At 58.5% G+C, this 18,091-nt stretch carries 18 protein-coding genes and 2 pseudogenes; 10 read left to right on the top strand and 10 right to left on the bottom strand.

Translation table 11 applies throughout. The features are described 5' to 3' along the window. The first annotated feature begins 139 nt into the window (after positions 1–139). Positions 140–667: a Dps family protein gene (locus NKJ94_RS18410; RefSeq protein WP_352526935.1), complete on the top strand. Its 528-nt coding sequence runs from the start codon at positions 140–142 to the stop codon at positions 665–667. A 211-nt stretch (positions 668–878) separates the two neighbouring features. Then, positions 879–1,103: a hypothetical protein gene (locus NKJ94_RS18405; protein WP_352526934.1), complete on the top strand. Its 225-nt coding sequence runs from the start codon at positions 879–881 to the stop codon at positions 1,101–1,103. A 551-nt stretch (positions 1,104–1,654) separates the two neighbouring features. Here the strand turns inward: NKJ94_RS18405 and NKJ94_RS18400 are convergent. Further along, positions 1,655–2,713, bottom strand: coding sequence for a helix-turn-helix transcriptional regulator (locus NKJ94_RS18400; RefSeq protein ID WP_352526933.1), 1,059 nt, complete (start codon positions 2,711–2,713; stop codon positions 1,655–1,657). A 211-nt stretch (positions 2,714–2,924) separates the two neighbouring features. Beyond that, positions 2,925–3,803 (bottom strand): NAD(P)-dependent oxidoreductase, encoded by an 879-nt coding sequence (locus NKJ94_RS18395; RefSeq protein ID WP_352526932.1) that lies wholly within the window; start codon positions 3,801–3,803, stop codon positions 2,925–2,927. Positions 3,804–4,196: 393 nt separating this feature from the next. Here NKJ94_RS18395 and NKJ94_RS18390 point away from each other — a divergent pair, with 393 nt between their 5' ends. Then, entirely contained in the window at positions 4,197–4,862 is a 666-nt protein-coding gene (locus NKJ94_RS18390; protein WP_352526931.1) for a YoaK family protein, read from the top strand. 256 nt (positions 4,863–5,118) lie between these two features. Here the strand turns inward: NKJ94_RS18390 and NKJ94_RS18385 are convergent. Then, positions 5,119–5,331: pseudogene (locus tag NKJ94_RS18385) on the bottom strand (response regulator transcription factor); the annotation flags it as partial. 161 nt (positions 5,332–5,492) lie between these two features. Then, a complete protein-coding gene (locus NKJ94_RS18380; protein ID WP_502896206.1) occupies positions 5,493–6,155 on the bottom strand; it encodes a response regulator transcription factor in 663 nt (220 codons plus the stop codon). A gap of 1,771 nt (positions 6,156–7,926) precedes the next feature. Between NKJ94_RS18380 and NKJ94_RS18375 the strand changes: the two genes are divergently transcribed. The 7 genes and pseudogenes from NKJ94_RS18375 (at position 7,927) to NKJ94_RS18345 (ending at position 13,758) form a co-directional block, all read left to right on the top strand. Then, positions 7,927–8,748: an alpha/beta fold hydrolase gene (locus NKJ94_RS18375; RefSeq protein ID WP_352526929.1), complete on the top strand. Its 822-nt coding sequence runs from the start codon at positions 7,927–7,929 to the stop codon at positions 8,746–8,748. A gap of 253 nt (positions 8,749–9,001) precedes the next feature. Continuing rightward, positions 9,002–9,580, top strand: a complete 579-nt coding sequence (locus NKJ94_RS18370) for a DUF1345 domain-containing protein (RefSeq protein WP_352526928.1) — start codon at positions 9,002–9,004, stop codon at positions 9,578–9,580. 414 nt (positions 9,581–9,994) lie between these two features. Further along, positions 9,995–10,960: a helix-turn-helix domain-containing protein gene (locus NKJ94_RS18365; protein ID WP_352526927.1), complete on the top strand. Its 966-nt coding sequence runs from the start codon at positions 9,995–9,997 to the stop codon at positions 10,958–10,960. Between the two features lie 80 nt (positions 10,961–11,040). After that, positions 11,041–11,214, top strand: a pseudogene (locus NKJ94_RS18360) (cupin); the annotation flags it as partial. After that, entirely contained in the window at positions 11,156–11,425 is a 270-nt protein-coding gene (locus tag NKJ94_RS18355) for a helix-turn-helix domain-containing protein (RefSeq protein ID WP_352526926.1), read from the top strand. The pseudogene NKJ94_RS18360 and the gene NKJ94_RS18355, both read left to right, overlap by 59 nt. Before the next feature lie 80 nt (positions 11,426–11,505). Further along, positions 11,506–12,744, top strand: coding sequence for a cupin domain-containing protein (locus NKJ94_RS18350; RefSeq protein ID WP_352526925.1), 1,239 nt, complete (start codon positions 11,506–11,508; stop codon positions 12,742–12,744). Positions 12,745–12,852: 108 nt separating this feature from the next. Then, positions 12,853–13,758, top strand: a complete 906-nt coding sequence (locus NKJ94_RS18345) for a formate/nitrite transporter family protein (protein WP_352526924.1) — start codon at positions 12,853–12,855, stop codon at positions 13,756–13,758. Positions 13,759–14,112: 354 nt separating this feature from the next. On the opposite strand, the gene NKJ94_RS18340 is transcribed toward NKJ94_RS18345, so the two are convergent. The 6 genes from NKJ94_RS18340 to NKJ94_RS18315 all read right to left on the bottom strand — a co-directional run bounded on the left by NKJ94_RS18340 (position 14,113) and on the right by NKJ94_RS18315 (position 17,960). After that, positions 14,113–14,325, bottom strand: a complete 213-nt coding sequence (locus NKJ94_RS18340; protein WP_352526923.1) for a hypothetical protein — start codon at positions 14,323–14,325, stop codon at positions 14,113–14,115. Further along, the gene (locus NKJ94_RS18335; RefSeq protein ID WP_352526922.1) at positions 14,309–15,004 is read right to left on the bottom strand and encodes a hypothetical protein; all 696 of its coding nucleotides are present in this window, start codon (positions 15,002–15,004) and stop codon (positions 14,309–14,311) included. Before NKJ94_RS18335 ends, NKJ94_RS18340 begins: the two co-directional genes overlap by 17 nt. Positions 15,005–15,019: 15 nt before the next feature. After that, positions 15,020–15,184 (bottom strand): hypothetical protein, encoded by a 165-nt coding sequence (locus NKJ94_RS18330; RefSeq protein ID WP_352526921.1) that lies wholly within the window; start codon positions 15,182–15,184, stop codon positions 15,020–15,022. A 12-nt stretch (positions 15,185–15,196) separates the two neighbouring features. Further along, entirely contained in the window at positions 15,197–15,556 is a 360-nt protein-coding gene (locus NKJ94_RS18325) for a hypothetical protein (protein ID WP_352526920.1), read from the bottom strand. Between the two features lie 440 nt (positions 15,557–15,996). Then, a complete protein-coding gene (locus NKJ94_RS18320; RefSeq protein ID WP_352526952.1) occupies positions 15,997–17,025 on the bottom strand; it encodes an FUSC family protein in 1,029 nt (342 codons plus the stop codon). Then, positions 16,911–17,960, bottom strand: coding sequence for a hypothetical protein (locus tag NKJ94_RS18315; protein WP_352526919.1), 1,050 nt, complete (start codon positions 17,958–17,960; stop codon positions 16,911–16,913). The genes NKJ94_RS18320 and NKJ94_RS18315 overlap by 115 nt, the downstream gene beginning before the upstream one ends. Between the last annotated feature and the right edge of the window lie 131 nt (positions 17,961–18,091).

Below are 18,091 nucleotides of genomic sequence, written 5' to 3'. Positions count from 1 at the left end.
GACGAGACGCAAGCAACGCACAGTCTCTTTGGAACTTTTGTCGTGCCCGCGATCCCTGCGCCACAGGTTGAGGCCGCCTCGCAAACCGATCCGGCTTTTTGAACGTAAGAACCGTCCACGCTAACAGGAGTCTCAGCAAATGACAGAGAACAAAAAAATAGCTTTGCGCACCCGGCGACCGTCGGGCATAACCGACCTCTCTTCGGACGCAACCCGCGATATCAGCGCGGGACTTAACGGCCTGCTGGCCGACGTCTTTGCCCTTTACCTAAAGACGAAAAACTTTCACTGGCACATGAGCGGTTCGCATTTTCGCGACTATCATCTCCTGCTTGATGAGCATGGTGATCAGATCTACGCAATGACCGATCCGATCGCCGAGAGGGTCCGCAAAATTGGCGGCACCACACTGCGATCCATCGGGCAAATTGTGCGGACTCAGCGCATCGCCGACAATGATGCCGAATACGTCGAGCCGCAGGATATGCTTGACGAGTTGAGGGACGACAATCTACGCCTCACGTCGGCGATGCGCGAGGTACATAATACCTGCGACAATTACCATGACGTAGCAACGGCTAGCCTTCTTGAGGTCTGGATTGACGAGACCGAGCGGCGCACGTGGTTTCTCTACGAAATGTTGCACCGTGCCAGCGCGTGGGCTTGAAGTTCAGTTTTACGGACGAAATTCGACACCCATACTTATTTATACACAAAACTATACCTTGATATATTACAGATTTCTGCAGATCGACCCTAGATATTCGATGAAGGCCAGGAACTGAGACGAAAATCACGTTTGACCGTTCCTGAGAGCCTGTAACCGGAATGCGCGGTCGATAAATAGCCGCCTTCCTCATCGAAAAGGACTTGTAATCATGCGTTCTATCACTTTGAAGGCAGCGCTTGCCGCGATGATCATCACCGTTCCGCTCTCCGGGGCCTTTGCCGCCTCGCATGACGGTGGCCACGGTGGCCGCCATGAGGGCAGCGGCGCTTACGGCGACTTCGCTCAGAAGCGCTGGTTTGACGGCATTGACTCGTTTCGCCACTACAACACGCCTCTGGGCGTCAGGCACTACGACAGCCCCTACAATCGCTAAAAAGCAGGCGCCAGCGCCTGGTCTTGGCACCCGCCGCTGCGTTGTAGCGGCGGGTGTTGTCGCGCCAGGATTTATCCCGAGCGAGTTCGTCGAGTTGTGCTTGGTATTTGGTAGGTCGGAATTTGGCCTATCGGCTTGCAAGGTCGGCTCATTGGCGACTGTCCCGGACCAGCCGCGACCTGTCTCCTTGGATGTCCCGCACTTGCGACAGCCGTTTGCAGCCGGCTGTATTTCTGGTGAACCGTGATGGGCTTCTGGCCCGCGCTGCAGTCTTCAGTTTCGAAATCCGCCTTTCAATTCAACGGGCTCGCTTTGCCAGCGCCCCGCGACGTTCGCGTGGCCTTGGCGAAGACTGCCTTTCGCCTGGCCGATGCATTTTGAGACAGCCGGGTGATGAACGCCGGCGTTGGTATCCAAGACGCCGCCTTGCGGAGCCTTGAAACATCCAGCCGGACTTCGCGGGAACAAACCGCCAGTTCGACGGCGGTGAAACTATCTTGGGATACACTCTCGAACTACGCAAATCCCAGCCAAACCGGGCGGTCCAGGGCCTATCCGAGGCTCCGCTGGTAAGCACTCGGAGTAAGGCCGGCCACCTTTCGAAAAGCGGCCGTGAATGAGCTGGTTTCGCTGTATCCGACAGTCAATCCGATGTCCGTCACCGAATGAGCGCGCGTCGCGAGAAGACTTTTGGCATGCTCGATTCGACGGCTGGTGTGATACCGATGCGGAGGCACACCAAATGACAGCTTGAAGGCGCGGCAGAAATAGTACGGGCTCAACCGGGCAAGCTGCGCGAGAGTGGCCAGCGGTATCGGTTCGCCCAAATGCGCATCGATATGCGCCGTTACTATCCGCTTCTGCCAAGCCGCGAGTCCGCCTCGAAGCTGAGGTTCGGCTCTCGGCGTCCCTTTGTGAAAACGGACCAGTTCATGAGCCAGGACGATACCCAGCGCTTCCAGGTACCGCTGATTCTCCAGGTTTGGGCTTTCGAGCGACCTCATCAGTTTGAGGGCTGTGCCCAGAAGCGTTGCATCCTCAAAGAAAAGCTTCGCCACGAACGTCATATCTGCCGTGTCCGCGTTGAACGGAACTTGCAGCTTGGCAGGATCAAAATAAATGAACATGAGACGCGCAGACGTCCGCGGCTCATGCCATTCAAGGTATTCGCGGCCGGCGGGCACGAAGGTGAGCTTGCGACCAAAATCCAGAAGTTTCGATCGGGATAAACCTTCGACGAAGGTATCACCGTCTCGCCGCGCGCCTTGTTCATAGACCACCAGTAAGTGCATGGGCGCGCGAAACCGGAACTCGAATTTGTCATGACCTGCAGCTTGGACTACCTCAGCAACTATCCCATCCGAAATCGCCGTGCGACTACTCACAGCGTCGGCTGAAGATATCTCGACGCGGTAATCGGCCACGTCGACGGTCCGGCGCCCGAACTGCGCGTACGCCGCGGAGCTGGCACGTTGTGCCTTTCTGCCGTTGAATGGAGCGCGCCAATCTCCCACCAAAAGTGGGCCGGTTTGCTGCAATCGCGGCGCATTGCCCGCAAAGGTCGTAATCGCAAGTGCATCGATGTCGCTGGGGGCAGAATTCGTCAACATGGCTTGGCGCACATCCTTCGGGCTATCCCATCTGATGTCAGCGTAAAGCGCCGGTGATGATTTACTCCATTCTACATCCGTAGGCGGCCCTAGAGTGTTGGTTTGAACTGCTCATACTTTGGTTTGGGATTGGACGGCGCAGTCGATAGTAGTGCTGCCATCATTTGTACAGTTGCGACGATGCCATACTTTTGCCCCGCAACTCGACCGGTCATTTCAGACCGGCGTCCTTGGCTGCAAGACCGCCGATCGCCGACCAGTCGAGCTTGTCGCCGCCATTAGCCAGCAGGGTAAGAAACCGGTCGCGGAGAAGGCTGGCGATCGGCATCGGCACGCGCAAGTCCTCGGCAGCCGCAAGGGCAAGCCGAATATCCTTGGAGCCAAGGGGTGCTGCGAACGCGGCCGGTTCGAAAATTCCGTCGGCGATCAGTCCGCCATAGACTTTGTAGACCGGGAGGCCAAACAGGGTCGAGGTCAGAAAGTCGGCATATTGCCGCCGGTCGAGACCGGCTTTGCCGATCAGCGCCATTGCTTCGCCGAGCGATTCGATAACCGAAGCGAACAGGAAGTTGCCGCTGAGCTTTACCAAATTGGCAAATTTCGGAATCTCGGAGACGATGAAAGTGTGTCTCCCGATTGCATCGAGGAGCGGTGCAACTGCCTTGACATCATCCGGCGCACCGGCGGCGGCGACAACAAGTTGGCCCGCCGCCGCCACATCAGGGCGGCCGAACACTGGCGCCGCCACAAAACGCTGCCCCGCCTTGGCGTGGGCCGCGGCAAGCCGTTCGGACAATGCGACACTAATGGTGCTCGACGAAACATGGATCGCGCCGACCGACAGGCTATGGATTGCGCCACCGTCGCCGAACACCACGTCCTCGACGGCCTCGTCGTTTGCCAGCATGGTCAGGACGATATCGCCGTGACAGGCGTCTGACATATTGGCCGCCGCTTTCGCTCCCAGCGTGACCAGCGTTTCGACTTTCGCGCGTGTCCGATTGTAAACGGTCACATCATGCCCCGCTTTCAAGAGGTTGGTCGCCATGCCGGCGCCCATATGCCCTAACCCGATAAACCCGACTTCCATATCTCTGCCAGCTCCTCTTGGTGATGCGGCAGACGCTACGAGGCGGTCTGCGAAAAGGCTTTGCCCTTGTTGCGGCGCGTGGGCTTTTCTTGCTGCTATCAACTATTTGCGCCGGTATTTGCGCCGGTCACCCCTGCGGTGCCTCATGACCGCTATCTGCGCAATGTCGATCCAAATGCCGCAAAGCGGCTGAAGCAGAGGGCAGAGCGGTGCGTTAGACAGCGTGGCGGCTCAAGTTTCTGAAATCAACGCAAGCCTGGCACAATGACCAACCAAGAACCTCGTTGCTGTGGGCCGACCGTCGACGTCGTTGCTCGGCCGGTCTTTCGCGCCGAGCCGACAGAAGTCCCAATTGCTGGCGCCGGCGTCGTTCCGATCGCTGTCCCGGCGCTTTTGGCCTTCGTTGCCGGATATGTGGACAGTTGTACCTTCCTGGCATTCGCCGGCCTCTTTGTTGCGCAGATGACGGGTAGTTTGGTGGTGGCTGGCTCCGAACTGGTCGCCAAAAACGATGGCTTTCTGATCAAGGTGCTGGCAATCCCCATCTTCTTTGCGGCCGGGGTGTTGACGACCATAATCGTGAGAGCGCTTGGCTCAGATAGCCGAAGAGCCTTGGTCGCGACCCTGGCGCTCGAGGCAGCGCTACTCGCTGGACTGGCGTGCGTCGATGTCTCGTCAGGGGTGACGACGGTCACATCGGTTGCGGTACTGTTCGACCTCTCAGCCATGGGCGTTCAGAGCGCCTCCGTTCGGCTTCTGCTGGTTCAATACGGGTCAACCAACGTGATGACGACCAACACCACGCAACTGGCAATCGACCTCACCGACATGCTGCTCGCATTGCGCCGCAACCCTCGTGACGCAGCATGGGGCCTCAGCGACGAGCGCACTCGGGTCGCGCTGGCTCGAGTTGCTCCGATCATGCTCGGTTTCGTTGCCGGCACGGTTGCGGGAGGCTTGGCGTACACTTCGATAGGCCTCAATGGCTTGGTGTTCGCAGTCGGCATCGTAGCAACTCTCGCTATCTGGGCCGTCAAGGGCACTTGGCTGCGCCGATGACCAGCCCACATTCATGATCTCAACCGAGCCTCCGCGCGCTGGCGTGGTGAGGCGCGTTTTGGATTTGGCGAACCTAGGTTAGCCCGATATCTTCGCCCGCGCGATGGCCTCAGGAGGGAAGGGCTTCGCCTGCGGACTCGAGGTCGTCGCCGCATTGATCCGACTATTCGGATTCCCGCAAAGCGTTGGATAGGCAGTCGATCAGCACTTTGCCGTCGAACGGCTTGGTCAGGAAGCCGACCGCTCCGGCCTCCAATGCTCTTTTCCGACTGCTATCCTCAGGAAAAGCCGATATGAAAATGACAGGCACCCTTACGCCTTGGGCGATTAAATGAGCCTGCAGGTCAACGCCGCTCATGCCTGGCATTCGGATGTCCGTGATCACGCAGCTAGTGTCCTCGACGTGGGGAGACTCCAGGAATTCTTCAGCCGACGCAAACGCATGAACGAGGAACCCATGAAGGCGCACCAGTTTTGCGGTGGCGATCCGGAGCGATTCATCGTCATCGACGATTGAGATTATCGGAACGCTGGACAGCTGACATCCTCTCAAGAAAGTTGTGCGCGACTCCTCGTCGCGCGTCTACGACCTTAGTCCATTCAGCGCCGACTACGAATCATACAGAGGTTTTATTGTTTGGTACGGTGAAGGTGGAGAGACTCGGCCATTCTCACCAAATCAGCCAAAGTCTTGGCTCCCATTTTTTTCATGACGTTGCCGCGATGTATCTTCACGGTGATTTCGCTCAGCCCTACCTCGGCCGCAACCTGCTTGTTCATCAGCCCAGTCGTAACCAATGCCATGATCTCCCGCTCGCGTGCACTCAGCGACTCGAAGAGAGCTTGCAGAGCCGATAGCTCTCCCTCCTTTTCACGCCTGCGTCGATCGCGATCAATCGCCGCGACAACAGCGTCCAGGATGTCCTGGTCTCGAAACGGCTTGGTCAGGAAATCGACGGCGCCTGCTTTCATGGCTCTCACCGACATCGGAATGTCGCCATGACCGGTCATGAAAATGATTGGAATGTGGATGTTTGCCCTGGCAAGTTCGCTTTGAATATCAAGACCGCTCACCCCGGGCAGCCGAACGTCGAGTATGAGGCAACTCGGAACATCCGGGAGTTTGTGTTGCAGCAGTTCCGCTGCTGACCCGAAAACCTCGGTGTTCAGATCCACCGTGCGAAAAAGCCTCTTGAGGGCCTCGCGGAATGAAATGTCGTCCTCAACGATGAAGACGATTGGCCCGTTGCCGCGGGCGACTGGATCATCCGTGAGCAATCGGCCGGTCAAGATCGTGTCTCTTGATGCGGCCACGGACAGAACTCAGTGGTTACGACGGACCTCGCGTTGCATGAGCCCGCCGCCAACATCGCCTGGATTATCGAACAAGGGAAACACCGCCCCATGCACATTCTGCGGCGCCTGACCGTAACGAAGGAAAATCTCGTGTTTTGGCTACCTGGCATGTGCGGCAACGTCCCAGCTAAGCCCCGTCGTGGAGATAAAAGCACTTTCAGGAAAGATCGGCAATTTGATTGCGAAGCCAGCGAAAGCGACGCGTCCTCAGGCGCCGGGTTTTCCTCTTGACGTCCCTACGGAAAAACGCGCGAAATCCGCAACCACGATGCAAACTTGGCAATAGCGAAGAAGCATCCGTCGGCGAAGAGTACTAGTTTGTTGTCGGCGTTGCGATCTGTGGTGTTCGGTGCATTTCTATAACATCATAGCAGCGCTCCAACTCGTGCCAATTGATCCCATGGGCCTTCCCCTCCCGCCCGCCGATCGATTGTGAGGGTGCTCTTCCTCCCGGGAGCGTTTTTCACCGTGCGAGTTCTTGGGCCGATGACATGCCGTCATCGGCCCATTTTTCCCTCTGTCTCACAAGCAGGGTTAGCCGGCTCCCTATGGCGGTCGAATTCATCAAGCTGGTTGCCGTGAAGACCTGCTACTCGGGCGCCGCTTGTCCAGGAGGCTGGAACTGCCGCCCAACGCCGTCGTGGCTCTAATATACGGATCCTATCCTCGGTCGCCGGAGGGTTGCCAACGTCGGCACTTTTCGCGATGAGACTTGTTGCGGCGCCCTGCATCGCGCCGATTTTCGGAGAGGACAAGAATCTGACGTCGCAATTGGCGCCCGACTGCAACCGTGGTCGAAATGATGGCTGGATCAGAAGGCGACTTTCGACCGCAATCACTGCGTCGCGAGAAGCCCAGCATATCTCGTCAAAACCCATACATGCCCGAAAAGAGGCCAGAATCGACTGAGGGATACTTGTCGTTGTCGCCCTTGAGCTGCGATAGGGGCGTCGCAGTCGAACGGGCAGTCGGTGCTTGGAGATGCCTCGGCAACGTTACGTGGTTTCTGTGCTCCTTTCGTACGACAAGATCGAGCTTCTGCTGTGTCTGTGACGGAAGCGAACTTGCCGCAGAGGCGCAAGCGGTTGACAGAAAAATTGCCGCGAGTGCGGCCTCGATGGAAAAAGAGCGCATGTCGATTTCACCCATTATGTCGTTCTGTTGCACAGCCCCGCAAGACTTCGATTGTTCATGCCGGCAGTATTCATTTAGGCTTCTCGGCGGCCTTAAAACACTATACGAAATGCACTCAAACTAGATTTAAGGAATTATTTTTGTAAACCGAAAGAATGCCAATCAGTTCATCTAACGCGAGGCGACGTGGCGCTTAAGGCCCAGAGAACTAGCCGATCGTCACTGCACTAGCATTCGCCGGTTCGCGGATTGTCAGAGGCCTCTAGGTATATTGGTATATTTATTTCAAACTAGGACATTACGCCTGCCAACCTGCGTACAATATGGGACTGCGGATACCCGCGTTTAGGATTGTCTTGGCAAGCACAGCGCTGTGCGCCCAAACCGCAATTGTGCAGAACGCAATTTGTCACAACACGGTTCACTATTGCCTCCCAGACGTACCGACCTCCGCCCAACGTCAGTTTTCGTAGCGCCGGCATTGCCGCTGTCGCAAGTCTGCATTCGACGCTGACGCGGCAATCTCCCGTCAGGCAAGCGCCTCCATCTGTTCCAGCCCAAAGGAAACACGCCCATGAGCACCTTCACAACCAAGGACGGTACAGAAATCTACTACAAGGACTGGGGCACCGGGCAGCCAGTGGTCTTCAGCCATGGATGGCCGCTCAGCGCAGATGCCTTTGAGGACCAGATGTTCTTTCTTGCTTCGCACGGGTATCGCTGCATTGCGCATGACCGCCGTGGCCACGGGCGGTCGAGCCAACCATGGACCGGCAACGACATGGACACGTATGCCGACGATCTCGCGGAAGTTGTCCACAAGCTTGATCTCAAGGACGCCATCCACGTCGGCCACTCCACGGGTGGCGGGGAAGTTGCTCGCTACATCGGGCGGCACGGCACGAAGCGTGTGGCGAAGGCCGTTTTGATCGCCTCGGTCCCGCCTCTGATGGTGAAGACGCCGACCAATCCTGGCGGCACGCCACTCGAGGTGTTCGACAAGATGCGCGCCAGCGTCCACGCCGACCGCTCGCAATTCTGGAAAGATCTCAGCCTGCCATTCTTCGGCTACAACCGGCCAGGCGCGAAGGTCTCGGAGGGAGCGCGCCACTCATTCTGGCGGCAAGGAATGATGACGGGTTTCCCTGCCGCATACTTCTGCATCAAGGCGTTCTCCGAGACCGATCAGACCGAAGACCTGAAGAAGTTCGACGTGCCAACGCTGATCATGCACGGTGACGACGACCAGATGGTGCCGTTCGCTGACGCCGGCCTGCTTCAGTCAAAGCTCATCAAAGGTGCGACGCTGAAGGTCTACAAGGGCGCCCCGCACGGTCTCTGTATGACGCTCAAGGATCAGGTCAACGAGGACTTGCTGGCGTTTTTCAAAGTCTGAGCAACAGGGATGAAGCTGCCTTTTGCATGATGCCGGAGGCCATCCGATCGCCGGCTCTCACCGATTAGTCCGCGGTCAACACGAGCCGCCCGCAGGGCGGCTTCGACCGTTTTTGTACCTAGTATCAAGTTGTTCAAACCAAGCCGCTCAACGGCAAGGTTTGAAAGCAGCGCTATCGAACGTTCAAATCAGATCATGAACTACGGGCGGTATCCATATAATGTTAAATTGCTACAGGCGGCGCAGGGTCAGCGTGTTTATTTACAAAGCACTGCGCCCTCACGTCTTTCGGCCACGCCTGTCGGTGATGGCAGCTCTCGGCCTATGTTTTTATCTTGTACTTCAACATATTTTCGAGTTGCTTCGCGCGGCCCTCATCGCTTTCGACATAACGACGCTCATGATGATTGTGGCATGCCTGGTCATCGCCTGGAAGACAGCGCGTCGCATGATGCCGAGGCGTGCGGGCGAGGAGAATGAGCGGAAGTTCTCTGTGCTCATGACCGGCATCGCTGTTTGTGTCGTTATCCTGGGAGCACTCGGTCTGGAACTTTCGGGCGTCCACCAAAAATCGGTGAATGAGATCGTGTTGGCGTCAGCGACGATCATGCTTGCATGGGGATTTCTTAACATGCTTTTCGCTTTCTACTATGCCTACGAGTTCTATCGTCGACAGCAGCGAAATCATCGGCCCCTGGCATTTCCAGGCACCACACAACCTGACTATTTTGACTTTATCTACTTTGCGTTCACCATAGGCATGACCTTTCAGGTCACCGATGTAGGGTCCGATCGGGACCGATCAGACATATCGTTTTCTTGCACGCGCTGATCTCCTTCGTCCTTAGCGTGATTGTGCTGGCTCTGATGGTCAATGTCTTCGTCGGCGTTCTCTATTTTGGGTGAGCTTTCAACGTGGCGTGACGGCAGAACGCCCATGGAACTGCGCAACAGACAGATCGTGCTGTGGCGTTGTAGATGCCACGCCGGACGTCGATCGGATTGCCGTGCCAATTCCGGGCGAGGGCGACGGTCTCATACCTAAGTATATCCAGGCCAAATCATTCGCGTAGGTCGATTGCCATCGGTAGAATAGCCGTTTAGAGCCGAACTTGATTATCTAAATTCCATAGCAGTCCGAAACTCGCCAGCATGACCGGCAGGCGTGGCACAGAATGCTCTCATTATACTTGTGCGTTCTATGTTTTTCGGAGACTGCATCGGCGAAAAGTTATGGAGGCAAACGATGTCGTTCGAATTGCGCAGAATCGAAGGGATCAGCATTCCCAAGTTCTGGAACGACTACACCAATTTTGAAGACAGCGGCCTCCCAAAGCATTCGACCTCGTCAGCTGCTTCACGCTTAGGCTTTGTCGTCGGAATAGCGACGAGACAGGTAAATCTGATCCTATTCGTGCCGGATCCAAAAGAACCAGGGGGTTTGGTCGACGACCCAACAAGAGCCAACTTGCTGGATGCGGTTATGCGCCTGCTCCCGAAGGGAATGGCAGTGCGCTTTCTCAGGATCGGTAACGACGACTTGCGGCGTCGTTTGGGAATTTTTCGCGAGAAGGCAGGACCCGATCGATGTTTGTTTCTGGACCTCCGATCGCAGGCCGACTCCGCGATAGAGGAATTGGCCCGCGCCCTGCTTAGAATCGACGGGATGGACGAGCATTTCGGCGAAATCTACGCAAGCGCCGTCGGACTAGCGATCGCCGCGCGGCTTCTGGGCCATGACCATCGCCCCGATCCCTTTCGGCCAAAACGCAATTGTGGAGCTTTGCCGAGATGGCGGCTCAAGCGCGCCCTTGAGTACATCGATGCGAACCTGGCAGAGCCGATCACGCTTGGCGACCTCGCCGCAGTAACGGGGCTCTCACCAATGCACTTCGCTGCCCAATTTCGCATATCGACCGGCATTCGTCCTCATGAATATTTGTTGCGGCGTCGTATCGAACGAGCACGGGAGCTCCTCTTGCAGCATGATTCGTCGATCGTCGACGTCGCGCTCAGCGTCGGATTCCAGACGCAGTCTCACTTCACCACGGTGTTCAAACGTTTCATGGGTGACACGCCGCATCAGTGGCGGCGGTCAAACTATAGCGAAATAGATCATTTGCCGGCCAAACTACCTCGGAGTCCAGGAATAAAGATTTCTGGGTCTTGTGTGGAGTTGCGGCGGCACCAGGCGCCCCGAGTCGCACTATAGGCAAAAGAATATTCGGCCACGCGGATCCATCGGGCAGTGTTCGATGCGTTGTGGTTCGACTTGTAGACAGGAGAATACGCATGCAAGCACTATCGCGCCGGAATGTCCTTGCGCTCGGAGGTGTCGCCGTCGCGGCGACGGCTGCCCATGCAACGACGTTTGGCAATCCGGATGAGCCGCCGCAGGGCGCAATAAATGCAAATCCCGGTAGCCTATCGGACCCCGGCCCAAAGAATCCGGCGGTCGCGGATCAGCTGTGTCGCGCTCAGCGTCGGATTCCAGACGCAGTCTCACTTCACCACGGTGTTCAAACGTTTCATGGGTGACACGCCGCATCAGTGGCGGCGGTCAAACTATAGCGAAATAGATCATTTGCCGGCCAAACTACCTCGGAGTCCAGGAATAAAGATTGCTGGGTCTTGTGTGGAGTTGCGGCGGCACCAGGCGCCCCGAGTCGCACTATAGGCAAAAGAATATTCGGCCACGCGGATCCATCGGGCAGTGTTCGATGCGTTGTGGTTCGACTTGTAGACAGGAGAATACGCATGCAAGCACTATCGCGCCGGAATGTCCTTGCGCTCGGAGGTGTCGCCGTCGCGGCGACGGCTGCCCATGCAACGACGTTTGGCAATCCGGATGAGCCGCCGCAGGGCGCAATAAATGCAAATCCCGGTAGCCTATCGGACCCCGGCCCAAAGAATCCGGCGGTCGCGGATCAGCTGCCGTCTTTCGAAAACCCACCCGCAACCGATGTCGGCGGCATGCCGAGGTTCTGGTCCTCGTTCAACATTGCATCCAAGCGCATTCAGGGCGGCGGCTGGGCCAGACAGGTCACGGTCGCGGATTTCCCGATTTCGACGTCCGTCTCCGGCGTCAATATGCGACTTGGACCTGGCGGCATCAGGGAGCTTCATTGGCATCTTGCTGCCGAATGGGGATACGTCACGAAAGGTAGCATGCGGGTGACAACGCTCGATCAACTGGGCCAAGCCTATGTGCAAGACATCAAGGAAGGTGACATCTGGTATTTTCCAGCAGGCTCTCCGCATTCGCTCCAGGGTCTCGGGCCAGACGGTTGCGAGTTCCTGATCATCTTTGACAATGGTGAGGCCTCCGAATTCAATACGCTTCTTGTGACGGACTGGTTCGCCCATACGCCGCCGGAAATTCTGGCCCAGAATTTCGGCGTGCCCGCCGACAGTTTCAAATCGATACCGCTTCATGATCTCTGGATATTCCAGGGACAAGAGCCAGGTCCGCTCGCCGCCGATCAGGCCGCCGTGCGGTCCGGCGGCGCGCCTGCGAATCCGTTCACGTTTTCGCTGCGCGATAGCGTGCCGGTGAAGGAGAATTCCTCAGGCGTAGTCCATCTCGCCGATAGCCGGACATTCAAGGTATCGACGACGATCGCCGCGGCCGTGGAGACGATCAAGCCCGGTGCCCTCCGACGAATGCACTGGCATCAAAATGCCGACGAATGGCAGTACTGGATAAAGGGGCAAGGGCGCATGACCGTGTTCGATGCCGGTCCTCGGGCCGAAACGGCCGACTTCCAGTCCGGCGACATCGGCTATGTTCCGAAGAACCAAGGTCACTACATCCTGAATACAGGCACCACCGACCTGCAGTTTCTGTCGATTTTCAAGGCGCCGGAATACCATGAGGTCGACCTATCGGACTGGCTCACCCACGCTCCGTCCGAATTGGTCGCGCAGCACCTGAATGTCGATCCGGCTGTGCTTGCGAAATTTCCTAAAGAGCAGCTCGGCATCATGCCCGGCTGACGGCAGCCGACGCCAGGGCCAAAATCGCTTTGGGCGTGCCGATGATCGAGCCGCTGCACTGATTGGCTATTCCTCGCAACAACTGTCCAACCCAAAAGGATGGTCATCATGAACGACAGTCTCTCGCCCGTCGAAATCGTGGAGGCAATGGTCGACCTCGGCGCCGCCAAAGCTGCTCACCGTCCCACCGATCTGTTGATTCGTGGCATGTTCGCTGGAGCACTGCTCGCCTTCGCGACCAGCCTGGCCCTGCAGGGCGCGCTTCAGACCAATATTCCGCTTGTCGGCGCCCTCATCTTTCCGGCGGGGTTCGCCATGATCGTCGTGCTTGGCCTGGAGCTTCTGACCGGGAATTTTGGTCTGGTTCCATTGGCAGTACTTTCTGGACGCACCACGGCCTTGCGGATGTTGGCGAACTGGATCTGGGTCTTTGCCGGCAACATGCTAGGAGCCTTGATCTTTGCCATGCTGTTCTACTTCGTTCTGACCGACGCCGGCAACGCCGGAGCCGGCGCGCTGGGGGACCATATCCGAGCGCTCGCCGAGTCTAAGACGATCGCCTACGAGCCATATGGGTACGGCGGTCTGGCGACAGGATTCGTCAAGGCGATGCTATGCAACTGGATGGTCTGCCTTGGCGTCGTGATGGGAATGAGTTCGAGGTCCTTGCCCGGCAAGATTATCGGATGCTGGTTGCCCATCTTTGCGTTTTTCGCGTTGGGATTTGAACATTGTGTCGTCAACATGTTTGTCATACCCATGGGAATGATACTGGGAGCCAAGATCAGCTTCGCTGACTGGTGGTACTGGAATCAAATACCAGTGACCTTGGGTAATATTGCTGGCGGGTTTCTGTTCGCCGGCCTTCCTCTTTATTGGACATATCGGTGGCGGGGCAATACAAGCGTGTCAACTCCGGCAGTGAGAACAGCGGGCGTTCGGACCGACCGCCTGATCGGATTCGAAGGTTGTCGCGCGCCAGGCGCAAGGCGGTCGCCGAGGGCAGGCCAATAAAGCCGAGACGGTCGACCAACATCATCGTCGCGGTCACCCGAGCCTTTCGAGCATCTGACCAGCAGCGAAGACAAGCTACAACCGGGACGTCGTCCGAAATGATCCGACGAGCGTTCGAACCGTACCTCACGAGCAGGGCAGACGAAAAGGGGACAGGTCTCGGTCTTCCCCTGACTCAACGTTACGTCGAACGTCGCGGCGGCATCCCTACGTCGAGAATGAAGTCGGTCGTGGCACGTCGACTCGGAGGTGCTTTCTGTCGATTCCGGAGGGCGCCTGATCGTAGGATAGGTTGGAGGCCTCGAACCTGGCCGCGGAGAGCCGGTGCGTGCTCATACACAACGCGGCGCGCGGTCAGTCGAAGATCGGCTTTCCGATCGCGTTCGAAAAGATGTTGCCGAGATAAAAGTGGAGCTGTGCACGCACGCCAATGTCGCGGCCCGAGCGCTCATTGATCGAAAGGATCGCCTCCACCCCGAGTTGGGCGTACTCGCCCACCCAGATAACGCCCGGATTGATCGTGCCGGTGGCCTCTCCAGCCAACCGCCCGTCAAGCGGCGTCTGCATTGCGAATTCCACCAGCGGTACCAAACCCCTTGGCGAAGCGGTGAGCACCTCCCTTGCCAGCGGAATACGAATTGGTGAGCAGGCTGTATTCCAGGGCGAAGCCCCATTGCAGGACGTTTGGGTTGTCGATTGTGGTGGCGCCGGTCACGGTGGTGGATTGGGTTGGCAGCGCGATTCCAAGGGTCGCGGTGACATTGATCGGACGCAGCCACGCCATCGAATCAGACAGATCATCGAAGCCCTTGCCCATGTAAACGGTCGGCGTCAGGGTCGAGAACGACTTGGCACCAATGTCAGACGATCCGGTGCCGCCCAGCGCCACTGTGCCGCCTACCGAGAAGACGAACTCGTGCTCGGGATTGGAATAGAGTTCATACTGGGTGCCGAGCACTAAATTGTCGAAGCCCGCGCGCGTGCCCGCCTGATCGACGATGCGGTAGTTCTCGGTGAACGACACCGACCAATCCGGGGTGAGGAGCTTGCTGTAGGAGAAAGGAAAGTCGACCTCGCGCGAGGTGGTGTCAGGCAACCGCACCAATTGAGGAAAATTGACGAAGTCGGCCGGAGTGGGAACGACGGTCGCCAGAGTCGCGGGGAAGAAGCGGTCCCTAACGTAGGACGCCGACGCTTCCGAAGATGAGCGAAAGACAATAAGAAGCTCGGCACCGCCATGTACCACGCCCGATCAGCCATCCTACTCTCCTACCGACAAGTTCATCCTTTGCGTCAGGCGTTCATCATAGAGGGCGACGACGATCCTGAAGGATTCGGCGTTGATCAACTCGAATTGCCTGGGGCCGGCGACGTCGTCGACTTGGGTTTCGTACATCCACTGGCGGTGGGAATTGGGGGCGATCATCCTCCTGGACATTCACGCGCAGAGCCTGCCGCTTGGGGCGTGGATGGGTCGGTTCAGTGGGGCATCGTCTTTCTCTGTGAACCAAAGCAAGGCGATCAACAAATCGGAATAAATGGCGAAGCAAATCAAGAACGATCTGGTGACCGCGTCCGTGCTCGAGACCGCGAGCACGGCGAAAAGGCAGAGCGGCGCTACCATCGTGACGAAGAGTTCGAACCAGTGCGTCTCACCGAGACGGCCGCACCGGCGTGACATTGCATCGATGTTCGGCGAGTCGAGCGGACCAATGCCGGCAGAGACTGCGGAGGCAAACACCGAACCTTGCCCACCGCGGCGCAGAGCGAAGAAGGCCCCGAGTTCGACCGCACTCATGGGCCTCAGCCTCCAGGCCGAACAACGCGATCGGCCGTCGACATCGGCGCGCCCCAGCCTCCGGTCGCGGATTTGCAAGGCCGGATTGACTTACTGGCTGCCATAGGTCGAAATCCTTGCGTTTGAGCGTGGAGCATCGCGCTCAGACCATGAAATGTCTTTCGAAAACGCCGCCCTAGTTCAAGCTTCGCCCGCTGCGCATATTGGTTTGCCATGTGGCGCGTCGCCGGTGACCCGCGTGCCGTGACCTGGCCGGGCGAAGGAGGAGGGCGCTGGCGGCGATGAGCCATTGTCTTCGTCGAGGATGATACCTCGTTTCGCGCGGCGCTGAGGAGGTTTTTCGCACGGTCGACTGACGCACCGAGGGGCGTGGCTGGCGGCGTTCTCAGAGTTGTGAGTGCGTCTACAACCTGCTAACCGGGGCACGGCGCCGAACAGTCTCATCGCACGCTCGCGCGCTCATCGCGTATTGCTGCGACGCGATCCAGCGCAGCATCCAGGCGCAAGAGCAAGTGAACGGCGTGAGAGATGGGATCGTCGGCCCCTGCCGGAACCACATTGTTGGCGGTATCGGCGCCTGCTACCGCTCCCGCCGTTTTGGACCCTGCGCCTGTCAGGTAACCCAGCGTGGCGTCTGTGCGCGCGAGCGCATCTGCGGCTATTTTCGTAAGCCCGGCGTCCTCGATGCGACCGCTTCTTAGGCAGATTGTTCCGAGTTCTCGCCCCCAATTCTCGCATGCGCCTAGCACCATGACGCGCCTGCGCAGCCTTTCGCGGCGTACCATCCCGAAGCTCGACTGCTCAGATGCAGCGACTGCTTCGAGTTCGCGGAAACGTTGCCCGGTCCCGAGGATGTGGCTGGCGAGGTTGCGCGTCGGCTTGCCTTCCAGCAGCACGGCGGCGGCGCCCCTCACCAAATTGCGCAAGGCATTCAAGAACGCGGTGTCCGCCTCTTCCGTCACATCCCGTTCGCGCCGCACCAGCACGAGGCACGCGACCAGCACGCCCGACGCGACGCCGATAGCCGACTCCTCCAGACGCGTCAGCAGGACATCGAAGGTGAAATACCCCATCATCCCGAACATCAGGCCGAGGATCACCGTAATCCAGAAGACCATGACGCTGTAGGCGATGACATTGGCCTGAAAGGCGAGAAACACGGCGATGACGATGGCAACGATGCTCGGCAGCTCGTGACCGGACAGCAGTGTCGCCAGCAACTGGCCCGCCACCAGTCCGGCCGTGGTGCCGATGACGAACGCGGTGCCTTTTGCCACGGACTCGCCACGCGAACGCGTTTCCCGGAACATGACGAAGGCTGCAAACGCCGCCCAGTACCAGCGATTGGGAAGGATCAATTCGCTGCACGCGATAGCGAGGGTCGAGGCGGTCGCCGTCTGCAGCGCCGGACGCCATCCAGGTGGAGATGCCGCCGGCGGAACGAAGGCCGGATAATCGGGCTCGCCCACCGGCATCTCGGATAGGACGTGGCCGAGCATATCGAGCGCTCCGCCGAGACGGCCTGGCGCAGGGGCAGCGGCGCTTGCTGGCCTGCAGCCCCGATCACCTCAATCCGCGACAGCAGGGCTACGCGCTCCTCCGGACCGCCGAGATCCTGCAGGGCAATCTGCTCGACACGTCGCGTCGCCAGCTGTATTTCGAACAGCTGCAGCCAGCCCCAGCCCGGGTAGGCCGGCTGCTGAGCCGACGACACGAGCCGTGCCTGGGCAAGCATGATGATTTCATCAAGGCGAGAGGCCTGGCGTCGGAGGCGGCGGCGGCTCGCAGCCGTCCACGAGCCCTTGCCTACCGCGGCTGCGACGAGCGCAAGCACCTTGCTGATGCAACTACGGACTTCGTGGCGCAGGCGCTCGATCTCGGACTCCGGCCGCTCCGGAATCAGGACGCAACGCACCAGCGCGGCAACGGTCGCGGCGACGACTATGACCAGTAGTCGCAGCGGCAGAGTTTCGGCCGGCTGCTTCGAGACGAGCGCGATCAGGTAGGCGATCAGCGAAACCAGCCCGATCGATCCATGACGTGGACTGCGAACCGAGAAGAATGCGATCACGAACATCATGGCAGGCAGCAACACTGCGTCCGCCATCGGCTGATCGATCAGCAGCGCGGCGACGATCGTGGATGCGCATGCCCCAACCCCGCCAATCGCAATGGTCGTGAGTTTCTGGTGGATGGTGCTGTCGCGAACCGTGGCGGCGATGAAGAGGGCGATGGCAAATCCAAGGACGCGGTCGATGACCGGCACACCGGCGATGGTACCCATCAGCGCGACGATGACGAAGGTTGTCAGTCCAGCGAGGGTTGCGCTGACGGCGGCGATCAGGCGCAGCCAGCCTGGGTCGGGCGGGAACAGCCGGTCGAGTGCCGCTCGCACCAGACTCATGCCGGGCGACCGGCGGCAGCAAACTCGTTGAGTTTCTCGTGACATATATTGTTTTTCGTCGGGCAATATCCCGAAGCATTGGAACGCACGGGTCATAGGGGACGAAAATCGAGGTTTTCATTTTCGTATGG

Source organism: Mesorhizobium sp. M0060, assembly GCF_040323155.1.
Lineage (GTDB): Bacteria > Pseudomonadota > Alphaproteobacteria > Rhizobiales > Rhizobiaceae > Mesorhizobium.
The sequence above is the reverse complement of the archived record's forward strand: the minus strand, read 5'-3'. Positions and strand labels throughout refer to the sequence as shown.